This window comes from Flavihumibacter petaseus NBRC 106054, from assembly GCF_000974785.1.
Lineage (GTDB): Bacteria > Bacteroidota > Bacteroidia > Chitinophagales > Chitinophagaceae > Flavihumibacter > Flavihumibacter petaseus.
This window is the reverse complement of the sequence record NZ_BBWV01000001.1, coordinates 575,094-595,010: the sequence shown is the minus strand read 5'-3', so window position 1 is coordinate 595,010 and position 19,917 is coordinate 575,094. Positions and strand designations below refer to the sequence as shown.

Sequence of the window (19,917 nt, the reverse complement as noted above, 5' to 3'; positions counted from 1 at the left end):
TTGTGTCCCCAAAACACTTTGGGTCTATTCAAGATAATTTACCTGTTTACCAAAAACTAAAAACAAACGATTATGGCAGAGACTAAACCTACTGCAACGGCCAAGGCAGCAACTTCTGTTCAGGCGAAAAAAAGAAGTAATGCTATTTCCTGGATCGCTCCCCTTATTTGCTTGATTGCAGGGTATTTGATCTGGAGGTTCGGTGCCGGTGCGGACAGTGGATTTACAGCTCCCGATCCTAATGGTGGTTTCTGGCCTAGTCATCAGGGGCCCAAAGGAGCTTTCAACAAAATGTATGACGGTGGTATCATCGTTCCTGTTTTGATTGCATGTTTCCTTATCGTATTGACTTTCGTAATTGAGCGTTTCCTCACCATCTCCAAGGCAGCAGGAACCGGCAATAATGACGAGTTCATCCGCAAAGTTCAGTATCACCTTGCCAACAAGAATGTTGACGCTGCCCTCGCTGAGTGCGATAAGCAGAAAGGTTCTGTAGGTAATGTGATGAAAGCCGGTCTGCGCAAGTACAAAGAAATGATCACCGACACTGAACTGGATACTGAGCAGAAAGTGCTGTCCATTCAGAAAGAAGTGGAAGAAGCTACCTCACTTGAGCTTCCCATGCTGGAAAAGAACCTGGTATTCCTGTCAACCATCGCCTCAGTAGCAACCCTCCTCGGTCTGTTGGGTACGGTAATGGGAATGATCCGTTCCTTCTCCAAACTTGGTGACGAAGGTGGTGGTGATGCTGCCCGCGAACTGTCAAAAGGTATCTCTGAAGCCCTGTACAATACCGCCCTCGGTATCGGTACTTCAGCTGTAGCGATCATCATGTATAACGTATTTACCACAAAAATTGACGGCATTACCTACGGTATCGACGAATCCGGTTTCACCCTGACCCAAAGCTTCGCTTCCCTGTACAAGTAATTCAGGGCGCATTTCTCCATGGTTTATGGAAAAATGCAGGTTTGGAATCTAAATTGAAACAGATTAATAATAAGTCATGCCAAAAGTAAAAGTCCCTCGCAAGAGTACGACGATCGATATGACCGCGATGTGTGACGTGGCTTTTCTCCTGTTGTCGTTTTTCATCCTGACAACAAAGTTCAAGCCATCCGAAACACTGGCAGTTGTTACCCCGAGTTCCGTAGCCAACAAGGTTGCAGAACAGAAGGATATGGCCATGGTAACCATCGATAAAGATGGAAAGGTTTTCCTTTCTTTCTCTGACGATGCACCCAAGCAGGAAGTGATCGAAACGGTGAACAGCCTCCGTAACCTGGGCCTTACCGACGCAGAAATGAAAAATTTCGCGAAAGGTCCGTTCGTAGGTGTTCCGTTCAGTCAGCTGAAATCCTACCTGCAGCAACCGATCGACAACTGGCCGAAGATCAGTTCTCCCGGAATCCCGGTAACTGATACCGCCAATAACGAAATGGTTGACTGGATGCGAGCCGTTGCTACAGCCTTCCAGGGAACAAAAATGAATCTTCTTCTCAAAGGAGACAACGCTTCCAAATACCCGACTTTCAAAGGGGTAACTGACGCCTTCAAGAAAAATGACCTGATGAAATTCGGTATGATCACCAACCCGTCCGGGGTTCCTGTTGGTACTGATCTTTACAGGGACAACCTGAACCGGGCGGCAGGACAGAAAGTGGAAGAATAATTGTAAACACGAAAAAAATTATATCATGGCAGAAATGGATACCTCGTCGGGTGGCGGACATAAGAAAGGACCCGGCGTTAAAAAAGGTAAGAAGCTGTCTACCAGGGTGGATCTCACCCCGATGGTGGACCTGGGCTTTCTGCTGATTACGTTCTTCATTTTTACCACCACGATGAGTCAGCCAACGGCGCTCCGTCTGTTCCTGCCTAAGGACACAGAAAAGCCCGAAGAGCAGAACAAGGCGAAAGCTTCCGGTGCACTGACTATCCTGTTGGCGAAAAACGATAACGTATTCTATTACGAAGGGGAGCTGGCACCAGATGGTTCCAACTTTAAAAGCACTAACTTTAAGGAGATCCGTGATGTGATCATCAACAAGAAAAAGACCACCAAGGCTGAAGACCTGGTTGTGGTGATCAAACCCAATAAGGAAAGTACGTACAAAAACGTAGTGAACATGTTGGATGAGATGAGCATCAACGTAATCAAAAGATATGCACTGGTAGATATTTCTCCTGTTGAAGATCAATTGATTGCAGTATCCCAGGGTGGTGCACCCGCTGCTCAGTAAGCGAGCAGTTATGGAAAATTGACAGCATACGCATCTTATTCTAAAACCAGGACAATGGAAACGAACAAAATACTATCGGCTGACGTACTGGACATCATTTTTGATGGCCGTAACAAAGCCTACGGTGCCTACGACCTGCGCAAGACCTACAACAAGCGCATGACAACGGCACTGATCGCCACGGCAGCGATCCTCCTCTTGGTTTTCCTGGGCAGCCTTCTGGCGAACAATCTCGGGAAAAACAGGAAGAATGTGGAGATGGTCGTTAATGACGTGCAGCTGGAAGACATTAAAAAGCAGGAACAGCCTGAACCGCCTCCTCCACCCCCGCCTCCAAAGCCCGAGCCTCCGAAGGTGGAAATGGCCAAGTTCACCCCTCCCAAAATCGTAAAGGATGAGGAAGTAAAAGAAGACGAGAAGCCGCCTGAAGTAGAGAAACTGGAAGACACCAAAATCGGTACCATTAACCAGGAAGGTCTGAAAGATGAAGGCATCGTTGCTCCTCCGGCCTCTGATGAAGGTAAAGGTGTGGTGGAAGCCCCTAAAAAAGTGGAAGAAGACTGGGACAAAACCTTTACCAAGGTGGAAATCGAGTCTGAATATCCCGGCGGCGCCAGTGCCTGGCAACGCTACCTGAACAAGAGCCTTCGTTATCCCCAGGAAGCGATTGACCAGGAAATTCAGGGTACCGTAGTAGTACAGTTTATTGTGGACAAAGAAGGAAATGTGAGTGATGTGGAAGCAGTAAGTGGTCCCAAAGAACTGCATGATGAAGCGGTACGGGTTATCAAGAAGTCCGGTAAGTGGACGCCAGCCGTTCAGAACGGTCGCCAGGTAAAAAGCTACAAAAAGCAGCCGATCACCTTCCGCCTGGAATCTGAATAAACAAAGCATTATTTTGAGTAGAGCCGCTCCATCCGGGGCGGCTTTTTTTATCCAGCCTGGTCCGGTATTTTATAATTGCCAACTATGCCGGAAGGTCCCTCCATTGTATTGGCAAAAGAACAATTATCCGTCTTCAGGGGAAAAACGCTTGAAGCGATGGGCGGCTATGCCGGCATTGGCAGAAAGAAACTGGTTGGCAGAAAACTCTCTGCCCTCCATTCCTGGGGGAAACAGCTGTTGCTGCAGTTCGGCGACATTACGCTCCGCGTTCACTTTATGCTTTTCGGATCCTATGCCATCGACCCCGAAGGAAAGCGGCGCGCCAAAATGGTGCTCAATTTCAGTAGTGGCACGATTGCATTTTACCTCACCAGTCTTGAACTACTGGAAGGTCCCCTCGATGACCACTATGATTGGTCCGTTGACATTCTCAGTACCTCCTGGAATCCCAGGGCTGCTGTAAAAAAGATCAGGGAAAAGAAAAATACGCTTATCTGCGACTGCCTGATGGACCAGCAGATTGTATCCGGCTCCGGCAACATTATCAAAAATGAGGTGCTCTTCCGAAAGAAAGTACACCCCCTTAGCCACGCGGCAGACATTCCCGTTGCTGTTATAAGGCAGATCGTAGCCGGGGTACGCAGCTATGCCAGAACCTTCCTCAAACAGAAAAAAGCAGGCACCTTGTCCCGTCACTGGCAGGCCTATGAGAAAAGTGAATGTCCCCGTTGCCAGCTCCCCCTTCAGAAAAAGACACTGGGCAAATCCAAAAGACGCACCTATTTCTGCAACAACTGCCAGATTAAGTACTGAGGCAACCAAACAGGTCCGGATTTCGTAAATTAGAAAGAGGTCCCAATGGCGAGTGCTATTTACAAAATGGTATCCGGTTATTCCTGGGCAGCGCTGCTTTGGCTGAATCTCTGTGCGGTGCCGGGAATTGCACAGACCTCCTTCCCGGTAGATGCAGAAATCAAAAATTCTACCTGTATGCAGGCCAACGGCACCATAACGCTGAACGCGTCTGGAGGTGAATCGCCCTACATGTATTCCATTACAGGCCGGGCTTTTCAGAGCAGCGGCCTTTTTGAAAACCTGAAGCCCGGCTACTACACCGTGGGAGCCAAAGACGCCAGTGGGTTATTCGTTACCCGCGTTGTGCTGGTGCAAAACAGAGACGACCCGCCGGAGATTTCCGATGCCAGTGCAATCACCCCTTCCGCCTGTGACAAAAGTGATGGCTCCATCACTTTGCTGGCGATTGGCGGCATGCCGCCCTACCTTTACAGCATTGACCTTGAACACTGGCAGGAATCGCCGGTTTTTACCGGCCTTCCGGCAGGCAATTACGATCTGTTTGTGAAAGATGCAAAGGGATGTACCGGCTCCCGTACCAGGGTGATTATCAATACCTGCATGCTGGATATAGCGATCAGTGAGCTGGTAAACAGTTGTGCCGGTGACGGAAAGATTGCGGGGTTAAAGGGCAGGGGAGGGAGGTCACCTTATTATTTTTCCCTTGATGGCGGCCAGTTTACTATAACCGATGCGTTCGAAAACCTGAGTCCGGGAATACATATCCTGCTGGTGAAAGACGCGCACGGAACAGTCGGCGCATTTGGCATCCAGATCCTGGCAGCCTGTACTTTTAATGTTCAGGTCAAGACAGGTTATACAGGGTGTTCCGAAAGAGGGGGATTTATTCAGCTAACGCCCCAACATGGCAAATCTCCCTATCTATTCCAGCTTGATGGAGGGCTACCCCAGCCCGACCCTGTCTTTAATAATCTTTCCCCGGGAAATTACCTGGTCAGGGCAACAGATGTTACTGGCGCTTTATGGACTGCAGCGGTAGATGTTCCTGGCGCCGGCGGAGCCAGTTCTTTTGACCTGGGTGCGGATACCGGAATATGTTCAGGAACAACTTTGTTGTGGCCGCGGCCATTAGCGGGAAACCAGATCACCTGGTCACCCGCTGCCGGTGTCAGTGACATTCACAGCAGCCAACCCATCCTTGCACCCGCTATTACTACAACCTACTATGTTACGATCGCTTCAGAAGACTGTCCCGAAACGGATTCCATTACGATTGGCGTTTATCCGGTACCGGTAGCCAATGCAGGTGATGATATAACGTTGTGTGCGGGCCAGACGGCGACATTGACCGGCAGCGGCGGCTCCTTATATCAATGGTCACCGGCTGATGGGCTCAATGATGCCACCATCGCCAATCCCCGGGTTCTTTCCACAGGCTCCGATATCACCTGGACGCTAACCGTAACGGATAGTTACGGTTGCCAGTCGTTACCGGACCAGGTTGCCGTACACTTTGGGTCAACTGCACCGGTATTTGCAGGAAATGACACGACGATCCGGCGCGGCGAGCCGGTAACTTTGCAGGCAACTGATCCTACTGGTGCGGGTTTCAACCAATGGACCTGGGAACCTGCAGCAGCAGTCGAATCTCCGCAGTCGCCCCAGACTGTCAGCCATCCGCAACACGATCAGGTATTCCGGGTGGTTGCTACCAACGGGCAGGGATGCACCGGAATAGATGAAGTAATGGTTAAAGTGGTGGCAGGCTCCGATATCCTTTTTCCTACTGCCTTCACACCCAATAACGACAAACGGAATGACTTCCTGCGACCTATTCCTATCGGTATGCGCGAGCTCACCAGTTTCCAGGTATTCAACAGGTGGGGCCAGGAGGTTTTCAGAGATGCAGGTCAAAGCCCTGGCTGGAATGGCGAATTCAACGGAAAGCCCCAGCCAACAGGTTATTTTGTCTGTATAGCAAGAGGTATCGATATCTCGGGTCGGGTCATCGAGAAAAAAGGAGCGGCCATGCTGGTGCGGTAGGCACCTTATCTTTGCGCGATGAAATACGGACAGCCGAATTGGGAGGATACCATTGTCGCCCTTGCCACACCTCCGGGAATTGGTGCTATTGGCATGATCCGCCTCAGCGGGCCGGCTGCCATTGATATTGTCGATAAATTGTTTCCCTCCAAATCACTGTCTGAGCAACCGACCCATACAGCGCACGTAGGCCTGATCCGTGAAGGAGGGCAGGTGATCGATGAAGTGGTCGTGACACTGTTCAGGGGGCCGCGTTCCTATACGGGTGAAGATGTGGCTGAGGTGAGCGGACATGGATCTCCCTATGTATTGCAACAGCTGATCGATGCCTTTCTCCGCAATGGTGCAAGGCTGGCAAGAGCCGGCGAATTTACCCAGCGCGCATTCCTGAATGGCCGCCTTGACCTGGCGCAGGCAGAAGCGGTAGCCGATCTCATCGCATCGAATACGGCGGCATCCCAGAAAAACGCACTCAACAATATCCGCGGTGGATTTTCACAAGACCTTAGGATGCTGCGGGAACAACTGATCAGCTTTTCTGCACTGATCGAACTGGAGCTCGATTTTTCCCAGGAAGATGTGGAGTTTGCTGACCGCGCACAATTGTACCACCTGGTAACGGAAGCGCTGGAAGGGACTACCAAACTGGCGGATTCTTTCCGCCTGGGCAATGTGATCCGCAACGGCGTCAGTGTTGCCATAGTCGGTAAACCCAATGCCGGGAAATCCACTTTGCTGAATACATTGCTGAATGAGAACCGGGCCATTGTAAGCGAGATCGCAGGAACTACCCGCGATACCATTGAAGAGATACTGAACATCAACGGTATTCTTTTCCGCTTTATTGATACAGCGGGTATCCGCGAACATACCAGTGATCAGATCGAAAGTATCGGGGTGGAACGAAGCCTGGAAAAAATGCGGCAGGCCGATGTGGTGCTGTACCTGTTTGATGCGAACACCATGCCGGCGGAAGAATTGCTCGTGAACAAACGCGCTTTCGATGAACAGGGATTTCAATACCTGCTGGTAGGCAACCAGGTTGATAAAGGGGAAGAAGCGCTGATGCGTGACCGCTATGCTGCTGCTACGCCGATCCTTTTTATCAGCGCCAAACAGCAGTTGCACATCAATGTGCTGCGCGACAGGCTGGTAGATATGGTATTGGGCGGGAAGGTGCAAACAGAAGACACCGTTGTGACCAATGCCCGTCATTACCAGAGTCTCCGCCAGATCGCCGGCGCACTTGCCGATGTACGCCAGGCGCTGGATGCACGCCTTCCCGGCGATTTGCTGGCCCTCGATATCCGCCGTGCGTTGCATTACCTCGGCGAGATCACCGGCGAAGTGAGCAATGAAGATCTTCTCGACTATATTTTCAGCAAATTCTGCATCGGGAAATGACGAATTCGTCAATTAAGATCAAAACCTTACATAATAGCTACCATTATTCGCATCTTTTTATATTTTTATAGATATTCGGCAAGTACTGACCAGGACATTGTGGACAAGCACCGGAATTTGGATAGGAACCCTAATAGACCCAAAAACCTTATCGATGATATCCGCATCTTTCCCCGGAAGAAAACTTCTGATTTTATCAGCCATTTTAATTATTGCCCAGTTTTTTTTGAATGATGCCCATGCGCAGATGCGGAAGGTATTTTATGACAATGCACAACCTGATAATGAGGTTCGCAAATTAAGTTTTTATTCCCCCTCCGAGGGCTATGTTGCCTTTAAAAACTGGATCGGGTATACCAGCGATAGCGGCAGAACATATGTCAGGAAGTATATAACTATTAATAACGTTGATTATAACGGATTTGGTGTCAACCTCACATTCGGCTACATCATTGCTGGTGTAAAATCATTTGATAAAAATACATTAGTCGTTTATGGTCACTATGGATGGGTACCTGCCATCCTGAGATCCGTCGATGGTGGCAATACCTTTAAGCTGGTTTATCACTCGCAGCTTAATCCAGCCGTGCAGGGCGGCATCAATGATATGGTATTTCCTGAGAATGGCAATATCGGTTATGCGCTGGACGCAGACATGATATTAAAAACAACCAACCAGGGCATCAGTTGGAGCGTTGTCAAAACTGACCCTGAAGTGTATTACCATTATCTTAAAGCACCAGACAACAATACAGTTTATGCGTTGCGTCGCGGGTCAGACTCCCGGTTAATATCATCCACTACTTCAGGAACAAGCTGGCGGGTACTAAACCTGCCGGTAATCCCCGGCGGCAGGCTGAATTATGCACAGTTTTTGACCGCCGCTAAAGGATGGATAAATATGTATAATGAGGATAGGGTTGGGTATTTTTATGTCACTGTTGACAGCGGAAACAGTTGGACCTTATTGAACGATCCACAGATAACACCTTTTAGTTGCAGCAAATTTCAGTTTGTAAATGATTCAATTGGTTATTCACTTTCCGGACCATTCACGGTGTGCAAAACGACCAATGGAGGGGCTTTATGGGAGCCCCTGGTTCGTGACAATAATGTCAACTATTTAAATTACTCGCACAACGACCTGTTGGAGTGGAATGCTGAACAGGTATGGGCGGGCGGTGGCAATGGTCTTGTTGAGCTCACGACCAATGGTGGTGGCATCCCTTTGCCAAAAGCATTTTTTAAGATTGATACAGTAAACATGTCGGTTACCAATGAAATTAGACTGGTCAATTATTCGAAGCCCGGCCATCAATTTAAATGGTACGTAAATAACAAACAGATAAGCACCAACTTTCATACTTCCTATACACATGACCCGTATCAGCCAAGGGATAGCATTAAGCTGGTTGTTTTGAATGCCAGTGGGGCCGATACTGTCGAAAAATCAATGTTTATAGCGCCAATACCAAAACCCAAAATTAGCTCATTTTCACCGGTGTCCGGAAAAGCCGGAGGAACTATAACGATTACCGGATCCGGTTTGAAGTCAGCATCTGCCATTCGTTTTGGGAATTTTCCTGCTGCATCATTTACGGTAGTTTCACCAGAAGTGGTTACTGCCGTTGTCGGACATGGAGCGTCTGGTGCTGTACATATAACGACAACCGGAGGAGTAGACAGTATGAATGGGTTTAGTTTTATACCGCCTCCGCCCATATTGACTACGTTCTCACCGACAAAAGTTTCTGCGGGTACAGTGGTAACCATTTCAGGTGAATACTTATCTGAAGCTATTGCTGTTAGTTTTGGCGGAGTTCCCGCTGCGTCGTTCACCATTGTTTCACCCACTCAGGTAAATGCTACTGTTGCAACTGGTGCCAGCGGCGCTGTAACTTTAACGACAACAACCGGAAAAGGAACCTTACCTGGATTCACCTTCGTGCCTCCGGTTTCTGTTGCTTCGTTTAGTCCAGCCACGGGACCGGTAGGGACAGTTGTGACTATCAAAGGCAAGGGATTCGATCTGACAGCTGCGAATAATATTGTTTTTTTTGGTGGCGTGAAAGCTACAGTGATCACTGGAACAGCGACAATATTAACGGTTACTGTACCTGCCGGCGCAACATATGACCCAATCTCAGTCACGGTGAACAGGCAGACGGCATCTTCAATCCATCCATTTATTGTGACATTCCCGGGAGGTGGTTCAATTAGCGCAGCATCTTTTACCAAAGCAGGACATTATACAGTAAACCCTTCGTCATGGGATATCAAGCAGGGGTGTCTGGGTGACATCGACAATGATGGGAAACTCGATGTAGTTACGGGGAATACCAATAATATTTCGTCTATTTCAATTTTCAGGAATACGTCAACGATCAAGAATATCAGTTTCGCACCTCGGATCGATATTCGCACGTTTGTTAGAGACAACGTGTTAAAGGATATGGATGGGGATGGTCTACTTGACCTGGTCATTGGAACCAATCACGTCCAGATTCTCAAAAACAATAGCACCCCGGGCAATATCAGCTTTGAGGACACTGTGACTGCTAAATTTTTTACCCCGCATACTGATCATGATCTGGCTATTGCAGACATAGACGGTGATGGAAGGCTTGACATCGCGGCTGCAGTCAGCGCGCCTGCATTTGATAGAAGCAGGATCGGAATAATCAGAAATACCTCTCAAAACGGAGTACTTTCATTCGAAAAAGGTATAGAATATCCGGCCGCAGGAAATCCTTTGTGTAGCGAATTGGTTGACCTTGATGGCGATGGACGACCTGAAATGATTATAGGCGATTATTATGGTGCGACTTTTTCTGTATATCGAAATTTGAGCACACCCGGTAAAGTTTCGTTCGCTGCACCAATTATTTTTTCTGACCCTGATTTTGGATCACCAGAAGGTATGGCAGCAGCTGATTTCGATCTGGATGGAAAAATCGATTTGGCTATTGGAAACCTGAATAGAAAATCAGCGGTAAGTATTTTCAGAAATACAAGTTCTGGCGTTGGAAATTTTTCTTTCGCACCCGCTGTGAATTGTCCAACCTGGGCTCCAGTCTCAGTAAAGGTGGCTGATTTGAATGGGGATGGCAGGCCGGATATAGTTTGTCCCAACCCGGGCGAACAGACAGCATCCGTCTTCGAGAATAGAAGTTTACAAGGTGGTATTTCATTTGCTCCAAGGGTAAATTTTGATGCCGGCCCAAACACAAATCCTTATAGTGTTCCGCTGGGGGACCTTGATAATGACGGGAGAACAGATTTTGTGTGCATAAGCTATAGTCTGGAATCTTTTGATGTCTTCCGGAATATCATTTCTGAATCACCAGCCAATGCAGGGCACGATACCACTATTTGCAGCGGTACCAATATTCAGATAGGAATGGAAGCCATCCCTGGTGCATCGTATAGCTGGACATCTTCAGGAGGTTATGTGTCAACCGTGGCAAATCCCGTTATTTCACCGACTGCTACTTCCACCTACTACCTGGCATTGGATATTGATAGTAAGACTTATTACGATACGGTGATTGTAACAGTAAAACAAGGTGCGGAAGCCAATGCGGGTCCCAACGGGAATATCTGTTCCGGAAAGCAATTGACTATTGGTGTACCGGGTATCCCGGGAAACACCTATAACTGGACTTCTAATCCTGTAGGTTTCAAATCATCAGTAGCTAATCCGACGATTACGCCAACTGACAATACAGCCTATTTTTTGTCTGTTCAAAATGTATCCGGATGCATTGCCCGGGATACTGCTGTTGTTTTTGTAAATAAGTCGGTGACACCAGTTGTTTCGATTTTAGCTTCGAATCTTTCCCCTTGCGCCGGAACGAAGGTGACGTTTACGGCTACAACTGAAAACGCAGGTAAAAGTCCTGCTTACCAATGGATGAAAAACGGTATTAATGTTGGAAACAATAGTGTTGTTTATACCGATAATGAAATAAGAAACGGCGACAAGATATATGTACAGGCAACCAGCAGCGAAACCTGTGCCTCTCCAGCGATTGTTCAAAGCAATGAAATTACAATTAACGCAATACCCGTTATTTTACCGGTGATTACAATAGACGGTTTGACCACCGTAGCGGAAGATGAATTAACCTTGTTGACTTCGTCGCTGCAGAATAGCGGCAATACTCCAACCTACCAATGGCAGGATAGCACCAGCGCACACGATTGGCAGAATATTCCAGGTGCCCTGTCATCGGTTTTAGATTACAAACCGGCGGTAACTGGCGATAAAGTGAGATGCAAGTATACCACCAGTGTGCCATGTATCGATGCGGCTGAGGTGTTTAGTAATACCCTGGCATTTACAGTAAAATCAACACCAGTTGGATCAGGAATGGTGGTGCCTAATCCTGTCACCAACGGAACGCTCATTATAGAAAACCTCAGTCTTGACGATAATTGGGAAACAATTGAAGTTGTAAGCCTGACAAGCGGGCATAAATTCGCTGTTAAGAAAATTGCAAACCAGACAAGGGTAAGTATACCTATTCAACAATTGGCGAACGGATCATATGTGGCCACTTTGAGAAGTAGATCAGGCAAAATACTGAATTTGAGATTTATTAAACTATAGTAAGATCAATTGGCAATACCTTATGGGGTTCAAAGTTTTTGAAGAGATTGCCGGAAATTCCTATTTTCAGCCGTCTTGGCTAAAGTGCTTAATGTAATTGCGCTATGTAGTTTTGGGTAGCTGAAAATTATCAGAGCCCGAAATACCGGTCGCTTCATCTTTCAACTGAACGCCTGAGATCTTCAGTCGCAAGGCTTCTTTACACAGGTAATAGATTTTTTGTGCGGCCAGGTTGGGCTGCAAACCCTTCGCATGAATATTTGAAATACAATTGCGGCGCTCGTCGTTGAGTCCTGCAACAGGATCATAGGTAAGGTATGCCCCCATACTCGCCGGGGCACTTAAACCGGGCCGCTCACCGATCAGCATAATACTGAGCCGCGCGCGCAGCAGGGAGGCTATTTCGTCGCCCAGGGCGACCCGCGCTTCCCTTGCGATGACAATGGGCGCAATAACATAATGGTTTTGTTGCAGGTCACCAACGAGGTTGATCAATACCGGGAGCGCATTGTTGTTGATGGCCGTCGCCGATAAACCATCGGCTACGATGATCACCACATCATAGTCGTGCTGGTGTTCCAGAAGTCTTTCTGCGGAACGCGGATTCAGCCGTCGGCCAAGGTCGGGTCTTTGCAGGTAGATTGTACGGTCCGCTGCCTGGCTGTGTACTACCAGGAAGGGTAGCCGTAAACGTTGCAGGTCAGCAGACAGCCGGTCAACCTCCAGGATAGAAAATACCGCATCACGGGCATTGGCATGTGCCATCCTGAACTGCAGCACTTCTTTTACAGGAATTGCTGTGCCGGCACTTCCCAGTGCAATGCGGGCATTGGTAAAGGCACGCAGGGTCTGCCAGGCATCTTCCTGAACGGCTGTGATATGGATTACGGGCAATGGCATCAGATGGCGCTTAAAAGGTTATGGGAAGGCTGTACCACCAGGCGGTTTCCCTGGTCATCCATAATACCCTGATGCCGGAGCCATAGCTCAAATTCAGGGGCAGGTCTTTTGCCCAGCACCTTTCGCACATAGAGGGCATCATGAAAGGAAGTGGACTGGTAGTGGAGCATGATGTCATCAGCTCCTGGTACCCCCATGATAAAATTGCAGCCGGCCACGCCGAGCAGGGTGAGCAGGTTGTCCATATCATCCTGGTCTGCCTGGCTGTGGTTCGTGTAACAGATATCCACGCCCATTGGCAACCCCAGCAACTTACCGCAAAAATGATCTTCGAGGGCAGCACGGATGATCTGTTTGCCATCGTACAAATATTCGGGGCCAATAAAACCGACCACGGTGTTCACCAGCAAAGGCCGGAAATGCCGTGCCACCGCATACGCACGGGCTTCGCAGGTTTGCTGGTCTACGCCTTCATGCGCATCTGCGGACAGAGAAGAGCCCTGGCCCGTTTCGAAATACATCACATTATTGCCTACCGTTCCTCTTTCGAGTGAAAGTGCCGCTTCATACCCCTCCTGTAATAGCGACAGGTTTAAGCCGAAACTTTTATTCGTTTTTTCAGTGCCGCCAATGGATTGAAACACCAGGTCTACCGGTGCATTTTTGTTCATCAGGCCAATGGTCGTTGTCAGGTGGCTCAGTACACAGGATTGGGTGGGAATGCTGTATTTCTCCCGAATGTCGCTGAGCATATTTAGCAGGCCACCGGTAGTGGCGGGACTGTCGGTAGCAGGGTTGATACCAATCACGGCATCACCGCTGCCATACAGCAAGCCATCCACCATACTGGCTGCAATTCCTTTGAGGTCATCGGTCGGGTGATTGGGTTGCAACCTTACAGACAATCTTCCCTTCAGCCCGATCGTGTTCCTGAATGCGGTTACGACAACACATTTTTGCGCAACGGCGATCAGGTCCTGGTTGCGCATCAGTTTGCAGACAGCGGCCACCATTTCCGGCGTCAGCCCGGGAGCCAGACTGCGCAGGGTTATTTCATCGGCATGATCACTCAGCAGCCAGTCCCGCAGTTCCCCAACGGTAAAGCCGGCAACCGGTGCAAAACTTGCCGCATCATGGGTGTCGATGATCAACCGCGTTACTTCATCTGAATCGTAGTCAACAAGATGTTCGGTTAAGAATCGGGCAAGCGGTACATCAGCCAGCGCCATCTGCGCAGCTACCCTTTCTTCATAACTACCGGCAGTAAGCTCAGCGAGCAGGTCTCCGCTCCTGAAGGGCGAGGCTTTGGCCATCAATATTTTCAGACTATCGAAAGACCAGGTGATGTGTTGAAGCGTTGTTTTGTAGATCATACTGCTGCAACCGTTGATTCTTCCGCGAGTTTCTGCGCCGCTGTCTTTTTCCGCATCCATATAAACAACACCGCTACCAGGACCATTCCACCGAAAAATACCAGGCTCATCCACGGATTGTAATAGACCAATGCTACAAGGCAAATTGCCGACAAGACGCAGGCGATTACAGGAAACCAGGGATAAAAAGGTGACGGGAATGGTCTTTCCAGTGAGGGTTCTTTTTTACGAAGTACGAATAGGCTGATCATGCTGACGATATACATAACAAGTGCTCCCAGGGCCGAAATAATGATCAGCTTGTCTGTATGGCCAAGGCATAGCGCAATTATCCCTACCAGGGCTCCGGCTGTCAATGCCCAATGGGGCGTTTTAAATCTTGGGTGGATGTGAGACAGGAAGGGCGGCAGGTAACTGGCCCTTGCCAATGCAAAGATCTGCCTGGAATAACCGGTTATAATACTGTGAAAAGAAGCGATCAGCCCAAACAGTCCAATGCCTGCAAATAATTTTGTAAGGCTGTTGGTTTTTCCGAGGGCAAAGCCGATTGCTTCCGGCAGCGGATAATCAATATGCGACAATTTTTGCCAGTTGGTAACGCCGCCTGTTACGATCATGACCACCATCGCCAGTACAGCGAGCGTTGCCATGCCCAGGATGTATCCTTTGGGAATGGTGCGTTGCGGATCTTTTGCTTCTTCAGCTACCATCGCTACGCCTTCTATCGCGAGAAACAGCCAGATGGCAAATGGAAGCGCAGCAAACACACCCGCCCATCCGAAGGGCATATTATCCTGCATGAAATTCCCCCATTTGAAATGTGGTGCTACAATCCCCGTATAGAACACCAGTTCTGCAACCGCCAGCAGGGTTACAACGAGTGTAAATACCGCTGATTCTTTTATCCCGATCAGGTTGATTAGGGTGAAAACCAGGTAACTTCCGATAGCGGCATACAACACATCAACAGCAGGATAAAGGAAGTGCAGGTAGCTGCCCAGGGCAAAAGCGATAGCTGGTGTGGCAAACAGGAATTCTATCAGGGTGGCATATCCTGCAATCAACCCGCCCAATGGACCTAACGCACGAAATGCATACGCAAAAGGTCCGCCGGCATTGGGAATTGCTGTAGTGAGTTCTGTGAAGCTGAATACAAAAGTGATGTAAAGAACAAGCACAAGGAAGGAAGCGATCAGCATACCCATCGTTCCGGCAACGGCCCAGCCGTAGTTCCAGCCAAAGTATTCGCCGGAAATTACAAGGCCTACTGCAATGCCCCACAAATGAAGTGCCGTCAGTGATTTTTTGAGTGCCGGTTTCCCGTGGCCACTGGTTTCGGTCATGTTATGAAACTACCGAATTATTTCTGAACTCTCTTGCATACCAATTTTCCTTTTTTTAACTTTATATAGCACTGGAATTTTCATGCGATAGCATGTAGAAATTTTCCCGATCGCCCAGGTCTTCGATACTCTCATTTCGTACCAGACTTTCAAAGGATGGCCGTTTCCTCCTGATGCCCGGCCAGATTCTTTTCGGAACATTCCTCGCCGGAAGATTATTTATTGAAGCGTGCTCCCGGACATCCGGCTAACAACGAGTGTACATGATTGTGAAGGGTTTTTAATTGCAGGACTGCCCTGCATTGAAAATGGCTATCGTCTACCCTTAGCTGCCGGTGCGAACCAGCAGGATGGGAATATTTTGGTTAAAGGCAACCCAAACCACTAAACACTATAAAACATCCCCACATGAAAAAGGCAACGTTTGTTTGTCTGGTGCCGGCCTTTCTGGCATTTGGACTGTTTTCCTGCAGCGACGACCCTGAACCCGGTAACAGCGGCGCTGTTCCCGTATTGACAACCACTAACGTGAATATAGTTACGCAATACACTGCGGGATCAGGCGGCAATGTAACGTCCGACGCATCTACCCCGGTAACGGCAAGAGGCATCTGCTGGAGCACTGCAACCGCTCCTACGACTTCCGATTCAAAAACGACCAACGGAGCGGGTAATGGAAGTTTCACCAGCACTATGACCGGCCTGTTGCCCCAAACCAAATATTATGTCCGCTCATACGGTACCAACAGCAAGGGCACGGCATATGGAAACGAGTTTTCCTTTACAACACTTGGAGAGTCCGAAACTTCTGTGACCGATATAGACGGGAACGTGTATGAGGTCGTGATAATCGGAAGTCAAACCTGGATGAAATCAAACCTGAAAACGACCCGCTACAGCAATGGGGATACAATACCCACCGGATTAAGCAATACTGCCTGGGGAACCGCTACCACCGGTGCATTCGCAATTTATAACAATGATCAGTCAAGCCATACTACCTACGGCAAATTGTATAACTGGTTCGCAGCTGCCGATTCCCGCAAGATTGCCCCCCAGGGCTGGCATGTTCCGAGTGATGAAGAAAGGAGCGCGTTAGTGCTGGAACTCGGCGAATCGCTGGTGGCCGGTGGAGCATTGAAAGAAGCTGGACTGGCACACTGGATCAGTCCGAATGAAGGCGCTACGAACAGCAGTGGTTTTACAGGATTGCCAGGAGGAACCCGTATGGAAAATGGTGAATATAGCTATATCGGGAATGGTGGCTACTGGTGGACGACAACAACCTATTCAGGCAATCCTGCAGAAGCTGAAGCGCAGGGCTTGTTTGCTTTCACCGCCGAAGGAAATCAGATAACGGGGCTGAAGGTTAGGGGAGCCTCTATCCGCTGTATTAAAGACTAATTCAGCAATCCGTTATTTAACCTGGTTTAAATACTGTCAAATGAAAAATCTAACTATGCTGATGCTGTCCCTGGTATTCGCAACCGCGACGATTGCCCAGGATTCCACAGTAAATCAAAACTGGAAAAATTCCGACCTGTATAAAAAAGGCAAAACACAAAAAACCGTCGGCTGGCTATTGGCCGCGGCCGGTACAACGGGTCTTGTGGTGACACTGATTGCAGATGGCACCCAGGGCGTTGAGGGCGCTATGACAACCGTATTTTCAGGAGGATATGTTGAGCCGGAATACGAAGATTATACAGCAGCGTATGTCATTAGTTCGGCAGTTACGCTGAGTGGTGTTTACCTGTTATATAAATCAACCAAAAACAGGAACAAGGCAAAAGCTGCGTCTGCTTTTATCGACATCGAAAAAGCCAGGGTGTTGCATGGCGCCCTATACAGCTACCAGTCATTTCCGGTATTGGGGCTCAGAGTTCGTTTGTAACTGCTTCAATCGTATCCATTAAAAGAAAACGGGGCGATCTGATCGCCCCGTTTTAAGGAAAATAAATTGGTATGTATAGTACGATTGACTAGTGCTTATTTTAATAACTGGTCAACTGGTATGATATTGAAATTCTTTCCTTTGATCATTTCACCCAGTTGTGCTGTGCCCAGGTTGAGATTATTTCCTCCGGCAGTTTTCACCCCACCCGCAGCCAGCTGGCTGGCATCCAGTTTACCGGGTACGATCTGGTTTTTCAACATGCCGGCGAGTTGATCAATGTTTTCAGATTTGGTCAGGTTTGTTAGCGCATCCTGGCCAAGACCACTCAATGCCGAATTGGTAGGAGCGAGCATGGTGAAATCTCCCTTCAGGGCAGATCCCAATGCTTTATCAAGCCCGGGAGTCTGTAATAAACTTGCAAAGGAAGAAAGATTGGGATTGCTGGCTAACGAAGTTAAAAGGGAAGAACCGGCACCTAACATGCTTGAAGTTGAGCCACAGCGTGGGAGCAGGGTGAGGGACATTACAACCAGCAATGCCATCGGCAGAAACATTTTTTTCATAATTCTATATTTTTAAAAATGAATTGCTCTCAAAGGGTCCGCCCCGGGTAATGAATGCCTTGCAGAACCTTACAAGGCGTCAAAACGTTAGCAAAAATAATAATATAATTCCTTCATTTTGCTGTCTTAACGCGGTCGTTTAAGAGTGCCCGTGCCTGTACCGCGCCATTCATACCATTGAAGCGGCCCGGATGTATTTTCAGGTCAGATTCATAAGCTTGCAGTGCTTTGTCCGGCTGATCCAGTTCCAGGTACAAGTCTCCCAACAGTTCCCGGGCAGGCAAAACAGCTCCGGGCGTTACCGGATGTTTTTCCGTATTATCTTCCAGGTCGGCAGCCTGGGTCATCAACCGGACGGCCTCCTGTTTCCTGCCCTCTTTTAGCGCTATCCACGCTTCGCCCGTTTTTACCTGTATCAGCACCTGGGTGGCCTTATATTGATCGCCCTGGTTTGTCAGTGTATCATAGATCGCCTTCAAAATCTTCAATTCACTTTCAGCAGTATCAATATGGCCGGTATGTACATCACCCAAAATCCTGGTGAAATGAAAAACGGCACTTTGCCAGGGAAATTTTTGCCAGGGAAATCCAGCCGGATGTATTTTCAGCGCCGCCGCTTCTTTCCACAACCTATTTTCCAGGACGTACCGGGAAGGTATCGCAGCAAATGCGTAGGCAGTTTTGAAATTTACCGGGTACACGTCCTGGATGTTGTTAAGATAATCGCATTGTGATTTGGCAGGTGAATTTTCTCTCTTCTGGAGATAAGCATATACGAGGTAATCCATACCGTGAAGCTCTTCGTCCCAATGTCCCTTGATGCCAGCGTTCTCCCCATAACATTTGGCCGCGGCGGTTGAAGCGATGCTTGAACGGATGCACTCTTCCCAAAGTCCCAGCCTGGTGAAAATGTGTGCAGGCATATGTTGTGCATGGGCTGAGGAAGGTGCGGTGGCTGCATATTTTCTTGCCGCTGGCAATGCCATTTCCGCAAGCTCCGGATAGTCGTACGCGTGGATGATATAATGGATGACCCCCGGATGGTCAGGCTCGCCGGGGTACAATGCAGTCAGTATTTTTCCAGCTGCTTTTTGATTGGTAAAAGTTTTGTCTGAAGGATCTGCATTGGCGACCAGTGCCAGCGCATAGAATACTGCCGCTTCCCTGCTTCCGGGGTTGTCGCGATGGATCCGGGCCATTGCCTGCTGGTAGTTCAGGCTTCGTGTACGATGGCCAACCTGTTTCCAGTCTTTATAGAACAATGCGAGCGCGTTGATATATTCAGATTCCGGTTTTGTTTTCTGCGGGATAGATAGTGCAATTTCAATGGCCTTTGCTCCTTTTTCCAGGTCTGCTTTCGAAGGCGGTTCCCACAACTGGTGAAAGCTGCTCATCGCAACTCCCCAATAGGCCATCGCGCAATCCGGTTGCCTGTCAATGATCCTGGAAAATACTTTTTCCGCCTCGTCGTATTCGAAGGAATGCAACAGGGAGACAGCAAGGTCAAATTCTTTTCTCAATCCAGGGGAGCATGATATGTCAAAATTCACCTGTCCGAATTCCTTATCCGGCGGTCCGCAGGAAATCAATTCACCCTGTTTCAGGTGAAGCGCCTGAATGTCATTCCCGGATGGTTGGCCCTTTTTTGAATTACAGGATAAAATCAGAAGCATCAGGCCGAGGACTGCGGAAATTGGAAGGTTTATTTCCATTGTTTCGCATTTAATTGGAACACAAATTGCTTCTACAGCAAGGTAAAACGGCGACAATATCCGGCTTCAAAGTTAGTTCCTGTGCATAAAAATTAAGCGTGTCGCGGAAAGGAAAGTTTTTTCAGT

At 48.5% G+C, this 19,917-nt stretch carries 15 protein-coding genes; 10 read left to right on the top strand and 5 right to left on the bottom strand.

Going from position 1 to position 19,917, the window contains the following annotated elements; all coding sequences use genetic code 11:
• Window positions 1-72: 72 nt before the first annotated feature.
• From FPE01S_RS02495 to FPE01S_RS24570, 8 genes are all read left to right on the top strand, one after another.
• Window positions 73-930, top strand: coding sequence for a MotA/TolQ/ExbB proton channel family protein (locus FPE01S_RS02495; RefSeq protein ID WP_046367332.1), 858 nt, complete (start codon window positions 73-75; stop codon window positions 928-930).
• A gap of 76 nt (window positions 931-1,006) precedes the next feature.
• Entirely contained in the window at window positions 1,007-1,672 is a 666-nt protein-coding gene (locus FPE01S_RS02490; protein WP_046367331.1) for an ExbD/TolR family protein, read from the top strand.
• Window positions 1,673-1,697: 25 nt separating this feature from the next.
• The gene (locus FPE01S_RS02485) at window positions 1,698-2,243 is read left to right on the top strand and encodes an ExbD/TolR family protein (RefSeq protein WP_046367330.1); all 546 of its coding nucleotides are present in this window, start codon (window positions 1,698-1,700) and stop codon (window positions 2,241-2,243) included.
• Window positions 2,244-2,297: 54 nt separating this feature from the next.
• Window positions 2,298-3,128, top strand: coding sequence for an energy transducer TonB (locus FPE01S_RS02480; RefSeq protein WP_046367329.1), 831 nt, complete (start codon window positions 2,298-2,300; stop codon window positions 3,126-3,128).
• 84 nt (window positions 3,129-3,212) lie between these two features.
• Window positions 3,213-3,941 (top strand): DNA-formamidopyrimidine glycosylase family protein, encoded by a 729-nt coding sequence (locus FPE01S_RS02475; RefSeq protein WP_046367328.1) that lies wholly within the window; start codon window positions 3,213-3,215, stop codon window positions 3,939-3,941.
• A gap of 45 nt (window positions 3,942-3,986) precedes the next feature.
• Entirely contained in the window at window positions 3,987-5,987 is a 2,001-nt protein-coding gene (locus FPE01S_RS02470) for a T9SS type B sorting domain-containing protein (RefSeq protein WP_046367327.1), read from the top strand.
• An 18-nt stretch (window positions 5,988-6,005) separates the two neighbouring features.
• Entirely contained in the window at window positions 6,006-7,391 is a 1,386-nt protein-coding gene (mnmE, locus tag FPE01S_RS02465; RefSeq protein ID WP_046367326.1) for a tRNA uridine-5-carboxymethylaminomethyl(34) synthesis GTPase MnmE, read from the top strand.
• A 154-nt stretch (window positions 7,392-7,545) separates the two neighbouring features.
• Window positions 7,546-12,003: an FG-GAP-like repeat-containing protein gene (locus FPE01S_RS24570; RefSeq protein WP_052955458.1), complete on the top strand. Its 4,458-nt coding sequence runs from the start codon at window positions 7,546-7,548 to the stop codon at window positions 12,001-12,003.
• Window positions 12,004-12,105: 102 nt separating this feature from the next.
• On the opposite strand, the gene eutC is transcribed toward FPE01S_RS24570, so the two are convergent.
• From eutC to eat, 3 genes are read right to left on the bottom strand one after another with little or no spacing between them, the layout of a single operon-like run.
• A complete protein-coding gene (gene eutC / locus FPE01S_RS02455) occupies window positions 12,106-12,903 on the bottom strand; it encodes an ethanolamine ammonia-lyase subunit EutC (protein WP_046367325.1) in 798 nt (265 codons plus the stop codon).
• Window positions 12,903-14,276, bottom strand: coding sequence for an ethanolamine ammonia-lyase subunit EutB (locus FPE01S_RS02450; protein WP_046368574.1), 1,374 nt, complete (start codon window positions 14,274-14,276; stop codon window positions 12,903-12,905). The genes eutC and FPE01S_RS02450 overlap by 1 nt, the downstream gene beginning before the upstream one ends.
• Complete coding sequence (gene eat / locus FPE01S_RS02445; RefSeq protein WP_046367324.1) at window positions 14,273-15,619, bottom strand: ethanolamine permease; 1,347 nt, start codon at window positions 15,617-15,619, stop codon at window positions 14,273-14,275. Before eat ends, FPE01S_RS02450 begins: the two co-directional genes overlap by 4 nt.
• Window positions 15,620-16,027: 408 nt before the next feature.
• Here eat and FPE01S_RS02440 point away from each other — a divergent pair, with 408 nt between their 5' ends.
• Both FPE01S_RS02440 and FPE01S_RS02435 read left to right on the top strand, forming a co-directional pair.
• Window positions 16,028-17,023: a fibrobacter succinogenes major paralogous domain-containing protein gene (locus FPE01S_RS02440; protein ID WP_052955457.1), complete on the top strand. Its 996-nt coding sequence runs from the start codon at window positions 16,028-16,030 to the stop codon at window positions 17,021-17,023.
• 40 nt (window positions 17,024-17,063) lie between these two features.
• Entirely contained in the window at window positions 17,064-17,513 is a 450-nt protein-coding gene (locus FPE01S_RS02435) for a hypothetical protein (protein ID WP_046367323.1), read from the top strand.
• A 95-nt stretch (window positions 17,514-17,608) separates the two neighbouring features.
• Here FPE01S_RS02435 and FPE01S_RS02430 read toward each other — a convergent pair whose 3' ends face one another.
• Window positions 17,609-18,079: a fasciclin domain-containing protein gene (locus tag FPE01S_RS02430; protein ID WP_046367322.1), complete on the bottom strand. Its 471-nt coding sequence runs from the start codon at window positions 18,077-18,079 to the stop codon at window positions 17,609-17,611.
• Between the two features lie 113 nt (window positions 18,080-18,192).
• Window positions 18,193-19,791, bottom strand: a complete 1,599-nt coding sequence (locus FPE01S_RS02425) for a tetratricopeptide repeat protein (RefSeq protein ID WP_072053941.1) — start codon at window positions 19,789-19,791, stop codon at window positions 18,193-18,195.
• Window positions 19,792-19,917: the final 126 nt, after the last annotated feature.

Excerpts from the sequence above, each read along its gene's own strand:
- FPE01S_RS02485 (WP_046367330.1), top strand. The coding sequence starts at position 1,698 with ATGGCAGAAATGGATACCTCGTCGGGTGGCGGACATAAGAAAGGACCC.
- mnmE (WP_046367326.1), top strand. The coding sequence starts at position 6,006 with ATGAAATACGGACAGCCGAATTGGGAGGATACCATTGTCGCCCTTGCC.
- FPE01S_RS02425 (WP_072053941.1), bottom strand. The coding sequence starts at position 19,791 with ATGGAAATAAACCTTCCAATTTCCGCAGTCCTCGGCCTGATGCTTCTG.
- FPE01S_RS02495 (WP_046367332.1), top strand. The coding sequence starts at position 73 with ATGGCAGAGACTAAACCTACTGCAACGGCCAAGGCAGCAACTTCTGTT.
- FPE01S_RS02475 (WP_046367328.1), top strand. The coding sequence starts at position 3,213 with ATGCCGGAAGGTCCCTCCATTGTATTGGCAAAAGAACAATTATCCGTC.
- FPE01S_RS02490 (WP_046367331.1), top strand. The coding sequence starts at position 1,007 with ATGCCAAAAGTAAAAGTCCCTCGCAAGAGTACGACGATCGATATGACC.
- FPE01S_RS02430 (WP_046367322.1), bottom strand. The coding sequence starts at position 18,079 with ATGAAAAAAATGTTTCTGCCGATGGCATTGCTGGTTGTAATGTCCCTC.
- eat (WP_046367324.1), bottom strand. The coding sequence starts at position 15,619 with ATGACCGAAACCAGTGGCCACGGGAAACCGGCACTCAAAAAATCACTG.
- FPE01S_RS02480 (WP_046367329.1), top strand. The coding sequence starts at position 2,298 with ATGGAAACGAACAAAATACTATCGGCTGACGTACTGGACATCATTTTT.
- FPE01S_RS02470 (WP_046367327.1), top strand. The coding sequence starts at position 3,987 with ATGGCGAGTGCTATTTACAAAATGGTATCCGGTTATTCCTGGGCAGCG.
- FPE01S_RS24570 (WP_052955458.1), top strand. The coding sequence starts at position 7,546 with ATGATATCCGCATCTTTCCCCGGAAGAAAACTTCTGATTTTATCAGCC.
- FPE01S_RS02440 (WP_052955457.1), top strand. The coding sequence starts at position 16,028 with ATGAAAAAGGCAACGTTTGTTTGTCTGGTGCCGGCCTTTCTGGCATTT.
- FPE01S_RS02450 (WP_046368574.1), bottom strand. The coding sequence starts at position 14,276 with ATGATCTACAAAACAACGCTTCAACACATCACCTGGTCTTTCGATAGT.
- FPE01S_RS02435 (WP_046367323.1), top strand. The coding sequence starts at position 17,064 with ATGAAAAATCTAACTATGCTGATGCTGTCCCTGGTATTCGCAACCGCG.
- eutC (WP_046367325.1), bottom strand. The coding sequence starts at position 12,903 with ATGCCATTGCCCGTAATCCATATCACAGCCGTTCAGGAAGATGCCTGG.